Genomic DNA, 18,308 nt, shown 5'->3' with positions numbered 1-18,308 from the left:
CCTTTGGGTGGTAAGCCGGACGGCGTCCGGCTTGGAGCCTGTCCACATTCCTGCTGCGCGCCCCGGTTCTGGCCTTGTGACACGTGCCGTCCTGATGTCGGGCGGTGTCTCTCGGGCCAACCTTCGGCGGGTCGCTACGGATCGTGGACAGGTTCTTGGGCGGCCGGCCTCTGTCGTGCCAGCTCGCCCCGTACAGCTAAACCGGTCCTAGACTTTGTCCTTCCCGCCGCGCGGGCCCAATACCGAACGCAGATCGAAATCAGCGGGCGCTTCGGGGCGCACGCGATCGGCGCAGCATTGCAAGTGCTGGGCCATGTGGGCCTGGGCAGCGCTGGCGTCGCCACGCTCCAGGGCATTGAGGATGTCGAGGTGTTCGTCGAACGAGCATGCGTTGTTGCCGGGAGCCTCCACGCTGGCGATCATCAGCGTGGTGCGCGACACCAGTCGACGCATCATCTCGACCACCAGCGGGTTGCCGGATTGCTCGGCCAGCGCCACGTGAAATTCCGCAGACAGGCGAATCCAGCGCGGGCGATCCTGCGTGACAAACGCCTGGCGTTCCTGTTTGACGAGTTCCAGCAGCGGGGCGATGGCTGCCTTGGGATTGCTGCTGCGGCCGACCTTGTCGAGCACCGCACGCTCCAGGATCTGGCGCAGCTCGAACATGGCGTGGGCTTCGTCGATGGAGGGTGCCGCGATGAACGCGCCGCGATTCGGTTCCAGGTCGACCAGGCCGTCAGCGGCCAGTTGGGAGAAGACCTTGCGCACCGTATGACGCGCGGTGGCATAGATTTCGCACAGCGCATGCTCCGTCAGCTTGGTGCGCGGGGGCAGGCGGTGCTCCATGATCGCGTCGTAGATCTCGTGATACATCCGTTCTTCGACCGACATGCGTGTTGCTCCCGATGCCTTGACGCCCGATTTCGACGTCGCTTCCGTGGAGACCAGCTTGAGATTCTTGGACATGGCAGATCCGCCTTTGAGTAACGCGCCGCAGCATAAGCAACTGCGAAAACCTGTTGACAATTATTCGTGGCGGCCTTCAATATTGTCAACAAAATGCGTTCGGGAATCCGACAAACTAGGGAAATCCCTGTTTCAGCCGAGTCTAGCGACACGACAGAAGCAAGGCGTCGGACCCAGAACGAGCGACGGCTTTGCCGGTTTGGCATGCACCCTCCCAACATGGGCGGCAGGCGTAAACCGGCTGGACGCGCGCCGGGATGCGTGCACAGCACGTACCGAGCGGGCCCCGACGCCAGCCTTTGTCACACAAGGGTTTGGCGCGAGGTGCAAGTGGAGGCAGCGGCGCTTCTGAAAATTCGAACTACAGAGGAAGACAAATGGGACGCTTGACCACCCATGTGCTCGACACCGCTGCAGGCACGCCGGGCCAAAACCTGGCGATCGCACTGTTCAAAATTGTCGACAATCAGCGGCAACCGATCAAGTCGGTCCGCACCAATCACGATGGCCGTTGCGATGCGCCGCTGCTTGAAGGCGACGCGCTGCAAACCGGCGTGTACGAGCTGGACTTCGGCGTGGGCGAGTACTACCGCGCTGCCGGCGTCAAACTCCCCGAGCCCGCGTTTCTGGACGTGGTGACGCTGCGCTTCGGCGTGGCCGACACCAGTGCGCACTACCACGTGCCGCTGCTGGTGTCGCCGTGGTCGTATTCGACCTATCGCGGTAGCTAACAGGGCAGGGAGTCATCATGGAAGGCTATATCCTCGACTGGGCCAACTTGCTCTTGCGTTGGCTGCACGTGATCGTCGCGATCGCGTGGATCGGGTCGTCGTTCTACTTCGTCTGGCTCGATAACAGCCTGACCAAGCCGACCGCGCCGGACCTGAAGGACAAGGGCGTCGACGGCGAGCTGTGGGCCGTGCACGGCGGCGGGTTCTACAACCCGCAGAAGTACCTGCTGGCGCCGAAGCAGCTGCCGGACCATCTGCACTGGTTCTACTGGGAGTCGTATTCGACCTGGATGTCGGGCTTCGCCCTGCTGACGGTGGTGTACCTGTTCAACGCCAACGTCTACATGATCGATCGCAGCGTGTTCGACATGACGGCGACGACGGCGGTGTTGCTGGCGCTGGGCTTCCTGGTGGTCGGCTGGCTCGTGTACGACACGATCTGCCGCGTGTTCGGCAAGAACGACCGCGTGGTGGGCATTCTCGTGGCGATCTACGTGGTGATCGCGGCGTTTGCGGCGTGCCACCTGTTCTCGGGCCGCGCGGCATTCCTGCTGATCGGCGCGATGATCGCAACGATCATGAGCGCCAACGTGTTCTTCTGGATCATCCCGGGGCAACGCAAGGTGGTCGCCTCGCTCAAGGCTGGCGAAAAGCCGGACCCGATCCACGGCAAGCGCGGCAAGCAGCGCAGCGTGCACAACACGTATTTCACGCTGCCGGTGCTGTTCGCGATGCTGTCGAACCACTACAGCATGACGTACGCCGCCAAGTACAACTGGGCTGTGCTGGTGCTGATCATGCTGGCCGGCGTGCTGATCCGTCAGTTCTTCATCCTGAAGCACAAGGGCGTCGTGAACTGGGGCTATCCGGCAGCGGGCGTGGCTGTGCTGTTGGGTGTGGCGGTGTGGCTGGCTCCGGTGTCGCGTCCGGCAGCCCCGGTGGCAGAAGCCCCGGCGGCGACGGCGCCTGCAGCAGCGGCAGAAGGCAGTGCTTCGGCACCGGCTGCAGCAGGCCAGGCCACTGCGGCAGCTGCCGGCGGTTCGGACTTCGCCAAAGTACAGGCAGTCGTTACCGCACGGTGCTACCAATGTCACTCGGCTCATCCTACCCTGATGCCTTCACCGGCTAAGGGCGTGTTGCTCGATACGCCGGAAGAACTGGGCAAGCATGCGCAGCTCGTCTACCAGCAGGTCGTGCAGCAAAAGCTGATGCCGCTGGGCAACGTGACGCAAATCACCGACGACGAGCGCACGATCATCGCCAAGTGGTTCGAAGGCGGCGCCAAGACGAACTGAGGCGCAAGCTGAGCAACAACAGAACGGTTTATCGGAGCATGCCATTCGTTCCCTAGCGGGTGGCATGACCGGTGAGGGTTGAACGGGGCTGCGGCCCCGTTTTTTTTCGCCTGAAGCGTCTGCGCTGATGTGTCCGTGGTGGGCTGAATTCGCCGCTGCGTCACCGGCCGCAAGGGGCCCCGACAGGGCAGCCCCAGAGCCTCGGATTGACCACTTATTTCCCGACGCCGAGCAACGCCAGCACGCCCAGCACCAGAAAGATCAGCGCCGCAATCCGATGCACCAGCGTGATCGGCATGCGCGCAGCGAACTTGTTGCCCATCAGTACTGCCGGCACGTTGGCGAGCAGCATGCCGACAGTCGTGCCCGCCACGACAGAGAACACGTCGTGAAAGCGCGCGGCCAGTGCCACGGTCGCGATCTGCGTCTTGTCGCCCATCTCGGCAAAGAAGAACGCAACGATGGTCGTCCCGAGGATGCCAAGGCCGCGCTGCGTCGTCGAGGGCGCTTCGTCGTCGTCGAGCTTGTCCGGAACCAGCATCCAGCCGGCCATGGCGATAAAGCCCACGCCCAGGATCCACCGCAGCACGTTTTCCCCCAGCACGTGCGTGATCCAGCCACCGACGGCGCCGGCCAGTGCGTGGTTGACGAGGGTGGAGATGAAGATGCCGAAAATGATCGGTACCGGCTTGCGAAAACGCGCGGCCAGCAGGATCGACAGCAGCTGCGTCTTGTCGCCGATTTCTGCGAGCGCGACGATGCCGGTGGAGACGAGAAAGGCTTCCATGTTGTTGTGGTGTCCGGGCCGTATGCGAACCAATGACGCGCCACTGCCGGCCCTGTCCGCAGTGGGTTGTCATCGGTCTCGCCAGGCGCGTCACCGGGTGCATGGATGGCACCCTGAGTGCGGCTGACCACGCCATAACCACCTGTCGTTGCGACGGCGGTCAAGTCTGTTGACGTGGCCCTCGAAGTGACGACTTCGAGCGGCTACTCCCCAATGGAAGCCGCGATTATAAGTGCATCAAGCGTTGGCGCCAACCGCAAATTTCGCCGGTTCACCCTGCACGTATGTGGCGGATACCGCACGGTCCTCGCCCAGCAGCGCCAACGAGAACAGCAGCTCTTCCAGCGTTTCCGAGCGGGCGTTGCGGCGGGCCAGCAGCGGCGTGGCGGCGGGGTCCAGCACGATGAAGTCGGCTTCGGCGCCCGGTACGAAGCTGCCGATGCGGTCTTCCCAGCCCAGCGCTTCGGCGGCGCCGCGCGTGGCCAGGTAGAACATCCGCAACGCCGTCAGGTGATACCCGCCCATGCGCGCAACCTTGTGCGCCGTGCCCATCGTGCGCAGCATCGAGAATGAGCTGCCGCCGCCTACGTCGGTCGCCAGCGTAAGCGCCAGGCGGTATGCGTCGTTCTTGTGGAAGTTGTAGAGGCCGCTGCCCAGGAACAGGTTGGAGGTGGGGCAGTGCGCAACGGCTGCGCCGGATTCGGCCATGCGTTGGCGGTCACCGTCGTCCAGCCAGATGGCGTGGCCGTAGAAGGCGCCTTTGCGCAGCAGCCCGTAGCGGTCGTAGACGTCCAGATAGCTGCGCGCGTTGGGGAACAGGTCAGCCACCCATTTCACTTCGTCGGGGTTTTCCGCGACGTGCGTCTGGATGAAGACGTCCTTGTATTGCTTGGCGAGTTCTGCGCAGGCCTGCAGCTGCGCTTCGCTCGAGGTGGGCGCGAATCGCGGCGTGATGGCGTAGGCCAGCCGGTCCTTGCCGTGCCAGCGCGAGATCAGGTCGGCCGTGTCGCGCGCGCCGGATTCGGCCGTGTCGCGCAGGTATTCCGGGCAGTTGCGATCCATCATCACCTTGCCCGTGATCATGCGCATGCCGCGTTGCTGGGCTTGCGTGAACAGCGTCTCGGCAGAGCCGCGATGCACGGTGCTCCACACCATCGCGCTGGTCGTGCCGTTGCGCAGCAGTTCGTCGAGGAAGAACGAGGCGACACCGGCGGCGTACTGCTCGCTTTCGAAGCGGCGTTCTTCCGGGAAGGTGTACGTCTCCAGCCAGTGCAGCAGGCCCGGCGACGGCGACGCGATCATGTCCGTCTGCGGAAAGTGAATGTGCGTGTCGATGAAGCCCGGGACGATGAGCTTGCCGCTGTAGTCGTGCAGTTGCGTGCCGAGGGGCAGGTCTTCGCGCAGCGCGGCATAGTCGCCGGCCTTGACCACCTTGCCGTCCGAAACCACGAGCAGGCCGTCTTCCCAGTATTCATAGGCATCGCGCTCGCGATACTGCGGGTCGTGCAGGAAATGCAGCACACGGCCGCGGTAAGCGTGAACGGAATTGGAAGTCGGAGGCATCGTGGTCATCGTCGTCTCGTGGATTTTTAGTGTGCGGCTTTCCAGTGGTCGTCGACCTTGGCAAGCCACAGGGCTTTGTCCTGTTCGGGCAGGAAGGACGCCTCGAAGCTGTTGCGCGCGAGCGCGTGCGCATCGGCCGCAGACAGGTCAAGGGCGTTGAACGTGGCGAGCCAGTTGGTGTTCATGTAGCCGCCAAAGTAGGCCGGATCGTCGGAGTGCAGCGTCACAGCGCAGCCGGCGTCCAGCAGTTGCTTGAGCGAGTGGTCGCGCAGGTCGGGGTAGACCTTCAGTTTTTCGTTCGACAGCGGGCAGACCGTCAGCGCGATCCGCTCGGCCGCGAGGCGCTTGACGAGCGCGGCATCGTCGATGGCGCGTACGCCGTGATCGATGCGCTCCACCTTCAGGATGTCGAGGGCGTCGATCACGTATTGCGCTGGGCCTTCTTCACCGGCGTGGGCGACGAGGCGCAGGCCGAGTTCCTTGCACCGTGCGAATACGCGTGCGAATTTTTCCGGCGGGTTGCCGCGCTCGGACGAATCCAGCCCCACGCCGATGATGCGGTTGGCCGGGTCCTGGATGTAGGGCAGGGCCGCTTCGAGCGTGTCGAAAGCGTCTTCCTCGCTCAGATGGCGCAGGAAGCAGAGGATCAGCGCGCTCGAAAAACCGTGCTCGCGCTCGGCGTCATCCAACGCGCGGACGATGCCGTGAATGACCACATGCATGGGCACGTTGCGGGCGGTGTGCGTCTGCGGGTCGAAGAAGATTTCGGCGTGGTGGACGTTGTCGGCAAGCGCGCGTGCCACGTACGCGGCGGTCATGTCGTAGAAATCCTGCTCGGTGAGCAGCACGCTCGCGCCAGCGTAGTACAGGTCGAGAAACGATTGCAGATCGTCGAAGGCGTAGGCCGCACGTACTTCTTCAACGGATGCATACGGCAGCTTTACGCCGTTGCGCTCGGCCAGCGCGAACATCAGTTCGGGTTCGAGCGAGCCTTCGATGTGGATGTGCAGTTCAGCTTTCGGGCTGGTGGCAATGCGTTCTGCAAGCGCGGAGGAAATCGGCATGATCAGACAGGCGTGGGGACTCGGTAAGGGACCGCCGCGCCGCTGCTGGCGCTGGTGAGCGCTTGTTGTTGCAGCTCTCGCACCTGCAGCAGTTGCGCGACGACGGATACCGCAATGATATCCGGCGCCTTGTCCACAATGCCCGCCACGCCGATGGGGCACACCATTTCCGGCAGGCGTGCCGGGTCCACGCCGTGTTCGACCATGCGATGCTCGAAGCGCGCGCGCTTGGTCTTGGAGCCGATCAGGCCGAAGTAGGCAAAGTCCGTGCGGCGCATGATGCGTTCGCACAGCGCAAGGTCCAACGCATGGTTGTGCGTCATGACCAGGAAGTAGCTGCCGGCGGGCGCCTGATCGATCACGGCTTCCGGGGTGTCGGTGGATTCGATGACGACATTCGGCGGCACTTCCGTGGGAAATGGGAACATCGCGTCGCGCTCGTCCACCCACGTCACGCGGCACGGCAGATGGGCCAGCGCACGCACGATGGCGTGGCCGACATGGCCCGCGCCGCACAGCACGATGGACATGTCGGGCGGCAGCACGGTTTGGGTGAATCCGCGGGCGTCGAGCGTCACGCCGGCTGCGGCGGCATCTCCGATGCTCGCTTCGGTGGGCGCTTCCACATCGGCCGGCACAAACCGGCGCAGGCTGCGGCGTTGGCGCATGGCGTCATCCGCAAGCCGGATCCATTCCACATCGCGCGCATCGAGACGCTCCAACGACAGGCGGACCACGCCGCCGCAGCATTGGCCGAGTGCCGGCCCCAGCGGAATGCGCACGAACTGGCGGCGCGCTTCGCCGGTGGCCTCGGGCGCGGCCATCATCGTCTGGGCGATCTCCATCGCGCGCCACTCGAGATGGCCGCCGCCGATGGTGCCGTAGAAACCGTCGGTGCCCACCAGCATGAGCGTGCCCGGTTCGCGCGGCGCCGAGCCCTGGACGTCTGTCACCGTGACCAGCACGCACGGCTGCCCGGCCTGCACGGTGGCAAGCACATCGGCGAAGCGGAATGGGCGCAGTTGCGTGTGATCCATGGTGTCTCCCAACTCAGGCAGTCAGCGGGGCGCTGCGGATGGCATCCACGGCCTTGAGGATTTCCTCGCTGGTGGCCGGCGCATTCAGCGGCGGGTTCGTGCGGCCATCGCCAACCGCAGCCACCGCATCGCGAATGGCGAAGAAGACCGAGAACGGCAGCAGCAGCGGCGGCTCACCCAGCGCCTTGGAACGGTGGATGCTGTCTTCCACGTTGGCGTTGTTGAACAGGTTCACACGGAAATCCGGCGGGCAGTCGTTGACCGTCGGGATCTTGTAGGTGGACGGCGCATGCGTCATCAGCTTGCCGTTCTTGTTCCACCACAGCTCTTCGGTCGTCAGCCAGCCCATGCCCTGGATGAACGCGCCTTCGACCTGGCCGATGTCGATGGCCGGGTTGATGGAACGTCCGGCGTCGTGCAGCACGTCGGCGCGCAGCAGGCGCCATTCACCGGTCAGCGTATCGACCACCACTTCCGACACGGCTGCGCCATAGGCGTAGTAGTAGAACGGACGGCCTTTGAGCTTGGATTGATCCCAGTGCAGCTTGGGCGTGGCGTAGAAGCCGTCGGACCACAATTGCACGCGGGCAACATAGGCCTTGCCGATCAGCTCGTCGAACGGCACGCGCCGCGTACCGATTTCGAGATGGTCGCCCACGATCGCCACCGTCTCGATGGGCGCTTCGTAATGCTCGGCCGCAAACGCGATCAGGCGCTGGCGGATCTGGCGTGCGGCGTCTTGCGCAGCCTTGCCATTCAGGTCGCTGCCTGTGGATGCCGCCGTGGCGGACGTGTTGGCCACCTTGCTGGTGTCCGTGGCTGTCACGCGGATGCGCGTGAACGACACGCCCAGTTCGTGCGCCACGACCTGCGCGACCTTCGTGTTCAGGCCCTGGCCCATTTCGGTGCCGCCGTGGTTCACGAGGATCGAGCCGTCGTTGTAGACGTGCACCAGCGCGCCGGCCTGGTTGAAGTGCTTCACGTTGAACGAGATGCCGAACTTCACCGGCGTCAGCGCCAGGCCGCGCTTGAGCACCGGGCTGGTCGCGTTGAAGGCGCGAATCGCTTCGCGGCGGGCGCGGTAGTCGGACGTCGCTTCCAGTTCGTCGAGCAGTTCATGGATGACGTTGTCCTCCACGGTCTGCCCGTACGGCGTGACGTTGTTCTTGTCCTTACCGTAAAGATTGGCGCGGCGCACATCGAGCGCATCCTTGCCGACCGAGCGCGCGATGTTGTCCATGATGTATTCGATGGCGAACGCGCCTTGCGGGCCGCCGAAGCCGCGGAATGCGGTGTTCGACTGCGTGTTGGTGCGCGCGCAGAAGCCGTCGATCTCCACCTCGGGCAGCCAGTAGGCGTTGTCGAAGTGGCAGATGGCGCGCGTCATCACCGGGCCCGACAGGTCGGCCGAGAAACCGGCGCGCGACGTCATGTCGACCTTGACGCCCTGGATGCGCCCGTCGTCGTCGTAGCCGGCTTCGTAGGTGAAGCGGAAGTCATGCCGCTTGCCGGTGATCATCATGTCGTCGTCGCGGTCCGGACGCAGCTTGACGGGGCAGGCGAGTTTCCATGCCGCCAGCGAAGCGCAACAGGCAAACAGGCCCGATTGCGATTCCTTCCCGCCGAAACCACCGCCCATGCGGCGGCATTCGACCAGCACCTGGTTGGCGTGCCAGCCCAGCATGTGCGACACCATGTGCTGCATCTCGGTCGGATGCTGCGTCGAGCACCACACGTGCATGCCGTTGTCTTCTTTCGGCACCGCGTACGAGATCTGGCTTTCCAGGTAGAACTGCTCCTGCCCGCCCAACGACATCTTGCCGGCTTCGGAGTGCGGCGCGGCAGCGATGCGCTCGGCCGGTTCGCCGCGCTTGAGGTGCATCGGCGGCAGCACGGACTTGCCGGCGGCGCGCGCTTCTTCGGGCGTCAGCAGCGGGGGCAGTACTTCGTATTCGATGTTGCCCAGACGCGCTGCGCGTCGCGCCGCATCGTGCGACGTGGCCACCACGATGAACATCGGCTGGCCGATGAAGTGCACCGTGTCGGTCGCCAGGATCGGGTCGTCGTGGATGATCGGGCCGCAATCGTTCGTGCCCGGAATGTCGGCCGACGTGAACACCGCCACCACGCCGGGCGCGGCCTTCACGCGATCCAGATCCATGTTCACGATGCGGGCATGCGCTTGCGTGCTCATGCCGAGCGCCGCGTGCAGCGTGCCGGCCAGCTCGGGAATGTCGTCGGTGTATGTGGCGGTGCCCGCAACATGCAGGTGCGCAGATTCGTGCGGGCGCGAAATGCCCACCACAGCGCCGCGCTGGCCGGGCATGGCGGCAGCAATATCGGCTTCCGCCAGCAGGAAGGCTTCGGTTTGCTTGTTCATGTTCTTAGGCTGCCGTGAGGGTATTCAATTCGACCGCGCGCACATTGATCTGTTCGGGCGCGAGCGGTGCATCGACGCGGGTTTCCAGCCAGAAGCGGTACACCGTGTTGGCAGCCGATATGCGACGGTAGTTGTCGGTCGCGCGCATGTCGGTCAGCGGGGTGTAGTCGCGCGACATGGCTGCCATGGCAGCGCGCACCGTCGCTTCGTTCCACGGCTGGCCGACGATGGCGTTTTCCGTCTCTGTCGCGCGCTTGGAGGTTGCCGCCATGCCGCCATAGGCGATGCGTGCGCTGCGCACGCGGGTTTCGCCATCCTGGCTGTCGAGCTCGATGGCCAGCGCCGCGCACACGGCGGAAATGTCCTCGTCAAAGCGCTTCGAGAGTTTGTACGTACGGAAGCGCAGGGCATCGCGGCCCTCACGTGCGGGGATGCGCAGGCCCGCAACGAATTCGCCTTCTTCCATCGCGTTCTTCTGGTAGGCGAGGTAGAGGTCTTCAAGCGGCAACTCGCGGCGGACTTCGCCACGCTGCAGGACGACGCGCGTGCCGATGGCGATGAGCGCGGGTGCCGAGTCACCGATCGGCGAACCGTTGGCGATGTTGCCGCCCAGCGTGCCGGCATTGCGGATCGGCAGCGAGGCAAAGCGCTTCCACAATTCGGTCACTTCCGGGTAGTCCGCAGCCAGGAATGCGTAGGCCTTTTCGAGCGAGACGGCAGCGCCGATCTCGATCCAGCCGTCGCGCTTTTCCAGGGCGTAGAGATCGGCCACCTGGCCGATGTAGAGGATGTCGCCAAGGTCGCGGAACTGCTTCGTGACCCACAGGCCGACGTCGGTGCTGCCGGCCAGGATACGGATGTTCGGATGCGCGGCCTTGATGGCGGCAAAGGCGGATGCGGTACGCGGTGCGTAGAAGCGTGGCGCATTCTCGGTGCGGACGGGGGCGTAGCTGAAGGTGTCGTTGCGCTGCAGCTTGCGCAGCGTTTCAGCCAACTGCGTGCGGTCGATGCCTGCCGGCGCGGGGAGTTCGAACATGCGCTCGCCGGCGTCGATGATGGGGCGGTATCCGGTGCAGCGGCACAGGTTGCCGGTCAGCGAATCGCAGATGGTCTGGCGCGACGGAGTCGGCGCCCGGTTGCCGGTGTTTTCGTACAGCGCGTAGAGCGACATCACGAAGCCAGGCGTGCAGAAACCGCACTGGGATCCGTGGCACTCCACCATGGCCTCTTGCACCGGGTGCAGCGTGCCATCCTTGCCGCGCACGTCTTCCACGGTGAACAGCGCCTTGCCGTCCAGCGTGGGCAGGAACTGGATACACGCATTGACGGCCTTCAGGCCGACGCTGCCGTCTTCCTGCAGTTCGCCGAGCACGACGGTACACGCACCGCAATCGCCCTCGGCGCACCCTTCCTTGGTGCCTGTGCAGTGTGCGTCTTCACGCAGGTATTGAAGCACCGTTCGGGTGATCGGGGCATCCGTAACGGTACGGACCTGACCGCGGTGGAAGAAGCGGATGGGCTGAGTCTCCATGGGGGTTCTACGCCTGTTTGTGTGTGTAATGGAACCATAGCACCGGCCTAGGAATGCAATATTTGGCCCATGTGATAACCCGCATCGGAAAGCCAAAATCCGGGGTATACCCGCCGGTAGCGGTCTGGCGGCGCGGCGTGCAACTGACATACACTGACAGCGTCCCCAAGCACGTTTTTTTAGAAGGGTCGGCGCAGCCGTTACCCGCCTCCAGATGCACGGCAAAGATCACCTCGATACCTACCTCCTGCGCGTTCTCTACACGCTGCTCACCGAGCAGAGCGTGACCCGTACGGCGGTCAAGCTCGGCCAGTCGCAACCGGCCATCAGCAACACGCTCAAGCGCCTGCGGGAGATCACCGGCGACGCCATCCTGGTCCGTGGCAAGAACGGCATGGTGCCGACCGAGCGCGGCCATGATCTGCTGACGCTGGCCCAGCAGAGCCTGGAGGCAATGGAACGTATCGCCCGCCCGTCTCAGGAGTTCGACCCCGGCAACACCACGCGCACGTTCCACCTGGGGGCACCGGACTACCTTGACGCCTTCTTCCTGCCCAACATCGTCGAGCGTCTGCGCAAGCAGGCGCCGCAAGCCAAGCTGGTGGTGCATCCGCTCAATGCCGGGGTGGATTACCTAGCCGCGCTGGAGCAGGGCGGTATGGACCTGGTGATTGGCAATTGGCTCTCGCCGCCGGAACACCTGCATATCTCCCCGTTGTTCGACGATGAAGTCGTTTGCATGCTGGGTGCGCAGCACCCGTTGGCGCGCAAGGGCATCTCGCTCAAGCACTATGTGGAGATGCCGCATCTTGCGCCGGCCCCGTATGCCGTCATGCAGCGCAGCATGATCGATCAGGCACTTGCCGAGCAGGGACTGAAGCGGCAGATCCAGGTATCGCTGCCGTATTTCGGGCTGGTGCCGTATGTCCTGATGCGCACCGATCTGGTCTTCACTACCGGCCGCCAGTTCGCCGCGCATTGCGCGCAGTATCTGCCGATCCGCATCCTGCCGCCGCCCATGGCGTTTCCGAAGATGCGCTTTTACCAGCTCTGGCACGAGCGCAGCCATGCCGCGCCCGATGTGATGTGGCTACGTCGCATGATCGGCGAAGTGGCGGCCGAGTTGCCGCAGCATTCGCAGCTGGAATCGGCGGTGGCCTGAACCTGCGCCGGGCCGGGCTCACTTTCCGCTTGCGACGGCCTTCCCGTAGTTGGGGAAAAACACCTGCTCCCCGTTGACCTTGAAGTCGGCAATGACCTGCTGGCCCGCCGGTGACGTGATCCATTCGATCAGCTTGGTGGCATCGGTGTAGTTGATGCCCGGATGTTTCTTCGGGTTGACCGCGATGATGCCGTAGGGGTTGAACATGCGCGGGTCTCCGGCCAGCACGATGTCCAGGCCCGTCTTGGCGCGGTAGGCGCCGTAGGTTGCGCGGTCCGAGAGCGTATAGGCATTCATCTGCGCGGCCATGTTCAGCACTTCGCCCATGCCGAGTCCTGCGCTCACGTACCACGGCTTGCCCTTCGGGTCGATGTTGGCGGTCTTCCAGTAGGCCTTTTCCATGACGTCGGTGCCGGAGTTGTCCCCGCGCGAGATGAACTTCGCGCCGGCCTTTTCGCCCGCCGCAGCGATCGTCTCCATCCCCTGAATGACGTTCTTCTGGCCGCGCACGTGGGCCGGGTCCGTGTCTGGGCCGACGAGGATGAAGTCGTTGTACATCACGTCGCGGCGGTCGATGCCGCCCCCTGAGGCAACGAAGGCATCTTCCAGTTGGCGGGCGTGCACCAGCACCACATCCACATCCCCCGATTCGCCGAGCTTGACCGCCTTGCCCGTGCCAACGGCAATCACCTGCACATGAACGCCGGTGGCCGCCTCAAATTTGGGCAACAGGACCTTCAGCAGACCGGAGTTTTCGGTGCTGGTGGTGGTGGCCATGCGGAGATCGCCAGCATATGCGGCACTGGCAACCGCGAGCGTCAGACAGATGAGGGCAGGCAGCCGAAGGGCTTTGGACAATCCGGGCATGTTGTGGGGGTTAGCGCGAAGGCGTGGACGCTTTATGTCGGATGCTGCATGATGGCGGCAACGTCGGGGGCAGCCAGCGACCACGAGATGCCCGCCCCGGAATGGGCAGGATTGTTCTCCCGCGCCACGGCGGAAGTAAATAGGAAACCATAAACATAATGACATTCCAGTTCGAGGTATTTCCGGTGGTGGGGCCGGACGACAACCCGCGTGCGAACGGCAAGGTGTTTCAGTTGCTGCGGGCTGTTCGAGAGACGGGGTCGCTGCATCGCGCGGCGAAACAGGTGGGGCTGTCGTACCGGCACGCCTGGGGGGTGATGCGGTCGTGGGAAGAGATGGTCGGCCGCTCCCTGCTGGACATGGAGCGGGGCCGGGGCGCCTCGCTCACGCTGTTCGGTGAGCGCATGCTGCGCGCTGAGATGCGCCTGCGCGAGCAGCTCGATCCAGCACTGAATCAGGCCATGAGCCAATTCCTGTCCGAGCTGGAGGACGCCTCGCAGTCGCAGGCGCGCATCCGCTTCTCGGGCAGCCATGACCCGGCCGTGGAACTGCTGGCCGAGACGTTTGCGCGGCAAAGCCACGGTGCCCATATCGACACCGTATTCTGCAGCGCCGTCGAGGGGCTGATCTGCCTGCAGGAAAAGCAATGCGAGGTGGCCGGCTTCTACGTGGCGCCGCAGCAAGGGGCGGGGTCGATCGCGCACCAGACCCTGCGCAAGTGGTTACGGCCGACCGCCGTGCGGCTGATCGCCCTGGCCGATCGCGAGCAGGGGCTCATGATGTCGGCGGAATGGGCGGGGCGGGTGCAGTCGCTGGGCGACCTGGCGCGCACGCAAGCGCGCTTCATCAACCGTCAGCGCAGTTCGGGCACGCGTTTGCTGTTCGATCAGTTGCTGGTGGCGGCCGGGCTGTATCCCGACCAGATCAATGGGTATGACGAGCAGGAATTCTCCAGCGACAAGATCGCCGTCGCCGTGCAGGAAGGGCGGGCGGACGTCGGCTTCGGCCTGCGCCCCGGCGCCGAAGCCCACGGCCTGCATTTTGTGCCGCTGACGCGCGAAACGTACTACCTGGCGGTGCGCCGCAATGACGCGCTGTCGCCTTGGGTGCGCGAGCTGATCGAGCGCATCGGGCAGCCGGCCTTCCGCGAAGGTCTGGGCCATCTCGCCGGCTACCGGCCCGCCGAGCACGTTTCGCTGCTCACCGCCGAGCAGGCGCTGCCCTGGCACGCTGACGAGGCTCGCGCGCTGGCCCGCTGAAGTCGTGCGAACATGGCGGGGTTTGCGCCATTGCGCGCCTCGCCCCTGTTTCGCCCATGTCACGTTTCTCCGTCTGGACCCAAGCCCTGCGCATGCTGCGCCGCGACTGGCGCGCCGGTGAACTGAACCTGCTGCTCGTCGCGCTGGTGCTGGCGGTGGCCGCGCTGGCGTCCGTTAGTTTCCTCGCCGATCGCATGCACGCCGGTCTGGAGCGCGACGCGCGTCAGCTAATCGGCGCGGATGTGCTCGTCGTGTCCGATCAACCGCTGCCGCCCGACATCGAAGCGCATGCGCGCGCGAGCGGCCTGCAGGTCACGCACACCGCCACGTTCCCCAGCATGGCGAGCACGTTGACCAAGGGCGCGTCGGGCGAACCTGCTTCGCAACTCGCCGCCATCAAGGCCGTCGACGTGGGCTACCCACTGCGCGGCACACTGAAGGTCAGCGATGAGGGTCGGGATACCGCCGGTGCGCCCATTCGGGGCATTCCCGCCGCCGGCACAGTGTGGGTGGATGCACCGCTGCTCGAAGCGCTGGGCCTTCGCGTGGGCGATGCGATACGCCTCGGCACGCGCACCTTCAAGATCGCGCATGTCATCACCCAGGAACTCGATCGCGGCGCGGGTTTCATGAATTTCGCGCCTCGGGTGATGCTGCCGATGTCGGACCTTGGTTCGACGGGCCTTGTCACCTACGGCAGCCGGGTCACGTATCGCCTGCTGGTGGCGGGTCCGGATGCCGCTGCCAGCGCGTTCCACACCTGGGCCGAGAACGAAGCGAAGACGCGCCAGTTGCGTGGCGTGCGCGTGGAATCGTTGCAAAACGGCCAGCCGCAGATGCGCGAAACGCTCGACCGTGCGGAGCGCTTCCTTTCGCTCGTCGCCTTGCTGGCGGCCATGATTGCCGCGGTGGCGATCACCATGGCCGCGCGCCGCTACACCGCACGGCATACCGATGCGGTGGCCGTCATCAAATGCCTTGGGCTCAAGCAAGGGCAGATTCTCGGCACGTTCGCGCTGGAGTTTTTGCTCATCGGCGTCATTGGTTCGGCGGTGGGCGTGGCGCTCGGTTATGGCGCGCATTGGCTGTTGCTGGCGTCGCTTGGCGACCTGGTCACGGTGACATTGCCCGCGCCATCCATCTGGCCTGCGGTCGTGGGCGTGACGGCAGGACTGGTGCTGCTGATCGGCTTTGCCGTGCCGCCGTTGCTGAGCCTCGTGCGCGTGGCGCCGCTGCGCGTGCTGCGGCGCGATGTGGCCGAGCGCGCCGTTGCCGCATGGATCGGCTATGCGCTGGGTGCGGCGGCGTTCTTTGCGCTTTTGGTCGTGTCTGCGCGTGACGTGAAGCTTGGCGCGCTGACCGCCGCCGGGTTTGCCGGCGCCATCGTCGTGTTTGCGCTGCTGGCAGCAGGCGGGTTGCGCGCGCTGGCGATGTCGCTGGGGCGGGGTCGTGCGCTGAGCGTGGGTTGGCGCTTTGCGCTCGCCGTGCTGGAGCGCCGTCGCGGCGTGAGCGTGCTGCAGACCGTGGCGCTTGCGGTTGGCCTGATGGCGCTGCTGTTGCTCGCCATGACGCGCAACGACCTGATCCGCTCGTGGCATAACGCCACGCCGGCCGATGCGCCCAACCGGTTCATCATCAACATCCAGCCTGACCAGATGCAGGCGGTGGCGCAGGCTCTCGCGCAGGCCGGCGTGGCCGATCCGAAACTCTATCCAATGGTGCGCGGGCGCCTGACGCAGGTGAATGGCCAGGTGATCGATCGCCAGACTTATGCCGAATCGCGCGCCCGCAATCTGGTCGAACGCGAATTCAACCTGTCGTACGCCACCGCGCAGCCGCCTGAAAATCGCCTCGTTTCGGGCCAATGGTTCAGTGGACAAAAGCCCGAGGCCTCGGTGGAAGAGGGTATTGCCAAGACGCTCAACCTGCACCTGGGCGATGTGCTGCGCTTCGACGTCGCCGGGCAGACGGTGGATGCGCCCATCACGTCATTGCGCAAGCTCGACTGGAGTTCGATGCGCGTGAATTTCTTCGTGATCCTGCCGCCCGTGGCGCTGCGCGACATGCCGCAGACCTACGTGACTGCGTTCCGCATTCCCGCCGGGCAGGCCGATCTGCCGGCCAAGCTTGTGCGCGAGTTTCCGAACCTGACGGTGGTCGATACCGAACTGATCCTGCAGCAGGTGCAGGGCGTGCTCGACCAGGTGACAGCGGCGGTGGAATTCCTCTTCGTCTTTACGCTGGCGGCGGGTGTGCTGGTGTTGTACGCGGCGCTCTCCGGTTCGCGCGACGAGCGCTTGCGTGATGCAGGCGTGCTGCGTGCGCTTGGCGCAGGCTCCGGCGTGGTACGTCAGACGCAGTACGCAGAAGTGCTGATCGTGGGTGGCCTCGCCGGGCTGATGGCCGGCGTGGGCGCGATCGCCATCGGCTGGGTGCTGTCGGCGTACGTCTTCGATTTTCCGTATCGTTTCAACCCGGCGATCTTGCCGGTGGGCATCGTGAGCGGCATGGCGTGCGCCTTTGTTGGCGGCTGGCTCGGCTTGCGCGACGTGCTGCGTCGCCCGGCCATGGCAACGCTCCGTGACGCATGATGGCGCCCGAATTTTTAGAAGTGACCAACGCTGTATGACTGATGCAACTTCCGGCCAGGAAACCCTGGCGTTCGACCTCATCGGCGGCGAGGCGCGCGTGCGCGAACTCGTTGACCGCTTCTACGACCTGATGGATCTGGAGCCCGAGTTTGCCGTGCTGCGCGCGCTGCATCCGCAAAGCCTTGATGGATCGCGCGACAAGCTGTTCTGGTTTCTGTGCGGCTGGCTTGGCGGCCCGAATCATTTCATCGAGCGCTTTGGCCACCCGCGCCTGCGCGCGCGCCATATGCCGTTCGAGATCGGCACGCAGGAGCGTGATCAATGGATGCGCTGCATGGCCCTCGCCATGCAAGACATCGGCCTGGACGAAGCCCTGCAGATGCGGCTGATGCAGGCCTTCTGGCAGACCGCCGACTGGATGCGGAACGTGCAGCGCTAAGGTGCCGCGCGAAAGTGCACCCTACAAGAACATATTCGAGGAGACCCTGATGATCGGTTTGCCCACCGCAGACGACGTGCTTGCGTTCTGGTTCGGCAATGCGCCGCTGATTGATGCACGCCCGGAGTGGTTCACCAAGTCCGATGCGTTCGATGCCGAGATCCGCGCGCGTTTCCTGCCGCTGTGGGAAGCGCTTTCCACGGGCGACGCCGACACCTGGATGGACACGCCGCTCGAGGCCATCGCGCGCATCGTCGTGCTCGACCAGTTCTCGCGCAACATGTTTCGTGGCACTGCGCGCGCCTTTGCCAGCGACGCCGCTGCGTTGCACACCGCGCAGATCGTCGTGGCCGCAGGATGGGATGCGCAATTGCCAACGCGCCATCACCGTGTGTTCTGCTACCTGCCGTTCGAGCACAGCGAGGCGCTGTCGGCGCAGGATGAGTCGATTCGCCTTTACACGCGGCTGCGCGACCAGGAAGGTGATGCGGACCCGCTTATCTGGGCGGAGAAGCACCGCGAGATCGTCGCGCGCTTCGGGCGCTTTCCGCATCGCAACGAGGCGCTGGGGCGCGTTTCCACGCCCGAGGAAGTGGAGTTTTTGAAGCAGCCAGGGTCGTCGTTTTAGCCCTGGCG

15 protein-coding genes and 1 riboswitch are annotated in these 18,308 nt (G+C 64.8%); of the genes, 7 read left to right on the top strand and 8 right to left on the bottom strand.

Features of this window, described 5'->3' with window-relative positions; all coding sequences use genetic code 11:
• Positions 1 to 207 precede the first annotated feature (207 nt).
• The gene (locus R2676_RS00355) at positions 208 to 966 is read right to left on the bottom strand and encodes a GntR family transcriptional regulator (protein ID WP_206275149.1); all 759 of its coding nucleotides are present in this window, start codon (positions 964 to 966) and stop codon (positions 208 to 210) included.
• Between the two features lie 377 nt (positions 967 to 1,343).
• Between R2676_RS00355 and uraH the strand changes: the two genes are divergently transcribed.
• A complete protein-coding gene (uraH, locus tag R2676_RS00350; protein WP_027681000.1) occupies positions 1,344 to 1,697 on the top strand; it encodes a hydroxyisourate hydrolase in 354 nt (117 codons plus the stop codon).
• 17 nt (positions 1,698 to 1,714) lie between these two features.
• Positions 1,715 to 2,992, top strand: coding sequence for a urate hydroxylase PuuD (locus R2676_RS00345; protein WP_206275150.1), 1,278 nt, complete (start codon positions 1,715 to 1,717; stop codon positions 2,990 to 2,992).
• 214 nt (positions 2,993 to 3,206) lie between these two features.
• Here R2676_RS00345 and R2676_RS00340 read toward each other — a convergent pair whose 3' ends face one another.
• From R2676_RS00340 to xdhA, 6 genes are all read right to left on the bottom strand, one after another.
• Complete coding sequence (locus R2676_RS00340) at positions 3,207 to 3,779, bottom strand: TMEM165/GDT1 family protein (RefSeq protein WP_206275151.1); 573 nt, start codon at positions 3,777 to 3,779, stop codon at positions 3,207 to 3,209.
• Positions 3,780 to 3,833: 54 nt separating this feature from the next.
• A riboswitch (yybP-ykoY riboswitch) is annotated at positions 3,834 to 4,003 on the bottom strand.
• A gap of 13 nt (positions 4,004 to 4,016) precedes the next feature.
• Complete coding sequence (guaD, locus tag R2676_RS00335) at positions 4,017 to 5,351, bottom strand: guanine deaminase (RefSeq protein ID WP_102066429.1); 1,335 nt, start codon at positions 5,349 to 5,351, stop codon at positions 4,017 to 4,019.
• A gap of 17 nt (positions 5,352 to 5,368) precedes the next feature.
• On the bottom strand, positions 5,369 to 6,406 hold the full coding sequence (locus tag R2676_RS00330) for an adenosine deaminase (protein ID WP_012436085.1): 1,038 nt from the start codon (positions 6,404 to 6,406) through the stop codon (positions 5,369 to 5,371).
• A 2-nt stretch (positions 6,407 to 6,408) separates the two neighbouring features.
• Positions 6,409 to 7,443 carry a xanthine dehydrogenase accessory protein XdhC gene (gene xdhC, locus R2676_RS00325; RefSeq protein ID WP_206275152.1) on the bottom strand — a complete coding sequence of 345 codons (1,035 nt, stop codon included), beginning with the start codon at positions 7,441 to 7,443 and terminating at the stop codon, positions 6,409 to 6,411.
• Positions 7,444 to 7,456: 13 nt separating this feature from the next.
• Positions 7,457 to 9,823, bottom strand: a complete 2,367-nt coding sequence (gene xdhB / locus R2676_RS00320) for a xanthine dehydrogenase molybdopterin binding subunit (RefSeq protein ID WP_206275153.1) — start codon at positions 9,821 to 9,823, stop codon at positions 7,457 to 7,459.
• A gap of 4 nt (positions 9,824 to 9,827) precedes the next feature.
• Entirely contained in the window at positions 9,828 to 11,354 is a 1,527-nt protein-coding gene (xdhA, locus tag R2676_RS00315) for a xanthine dehydrogenase small subunit (protein WP_206275154.1), read from the bottom strand.
• A 214-nt stretch (positions 11,355 to 11,568) separates the two neighbouring features.
• Between xdhA and R2676_RS00310 the strand changes: the two genes are divergently transcribed.
• Positions 11,569 to 12,516 carry a LysR substrate-binding domain-containing protein gene (locus R2676_RS00310; protein ID WP_027681007.1) on the top strand — a complete coding sequence of 316 codons (948 nt, stop codon included), beginning with the start codon at positions 11,569 to 11,571 and terminating at the stop codon, positions 12,514 to 12,516.
• Between the two features lie 18 nt (positions 12,517 to 12,534).
• Here the strand turns inward: R2676_RS00310 and R2676_RS00305 are convergent, their stop codons facing one another.
• Positions 12,535 to 13,383, bottom strand: a complete 849-nt coding sequence (locus R2676_RS00305) for an ABC transporter substrate-binding protein (protein WP_206275155.1) — start codon at positions 13,381 to 13,383, stop codon at positions 12,535 to 12,537.
• Between the two features lie 158 nt (positions 13,384 to 13,541).
• Between R2676_RS00305 and R2676_RS00300 the strand changes: the two genes are divergently transcribed.
• Genes R2676_RS00300 through R2676_RS00285 form a run of 4 tightly spaced genes read left to right on the top strand, consistent with a single transcriptional unit; the run spans position 13,542 to position 18,300 of the window.
• A complete protein-coding gene (locus R2676_RS00300) occupies positions 13,542 to 14,642 on the top strand; it encodes a substrate-binding domain-containing protein (protein WP_206275156.1) in 1,101 nt (366 codons plus the stop codon).
• 56 nt (positions 14,643 to 14,698) lie between these two features.
• On the top strand, positions 14,699 to 17,233 hold the full coding sequence (locus R2676_RS00295) for an ABC transporter permease (RefSeq protein ID WP_206275157.1): 2,535 nt from the start codon (positions 14,699 to 14,701) through the stop codon (positions 17,231 to 17,233).
• A 34-nt stretch (positions 17,234 to 17,267) separates the two neighbouring features.
• A complete protein-coding gene (locus tag R2676_RS00290; protein WP_027681011.1) occupies positions 17,268 to 17,672 on the top strand; it encodes a group II truncated hemoglobin in 405 nt (134 codons plus the stop codon).
• Positions 17,673 to 17,721: 49 nt separating this feature from the next.
• Positions 17,722 to 18,300 carry a DUF924 family protein gene (locus R2676_RS00285; RefSeq protein WP_206275158.1) on the top strand — a complete coding sequence of 193 codons (579 nt, stop codon included), beginning with the start codon at positions 17,722 to 17,724 and terminating at the stop codon, positions 18,298 to 18,300.
• Positions 18,301 to 18,308 lie beyond the last annotated feature (8 nt).

The organism is Ralstonia flatus (assembly GCF_958439105.1).
GTDB lineage: Bacteria > Pseudomonadota > Gammaproteobacteria > Burkholderiales > Burkholderiaceae > Ralstonia > Ralstonia flatus.
The sequence above is the reverse complement of the archived record's forward strand: the minus strand, read 5'-3'. Positions and strand labels throughout refer to the sequence as shown.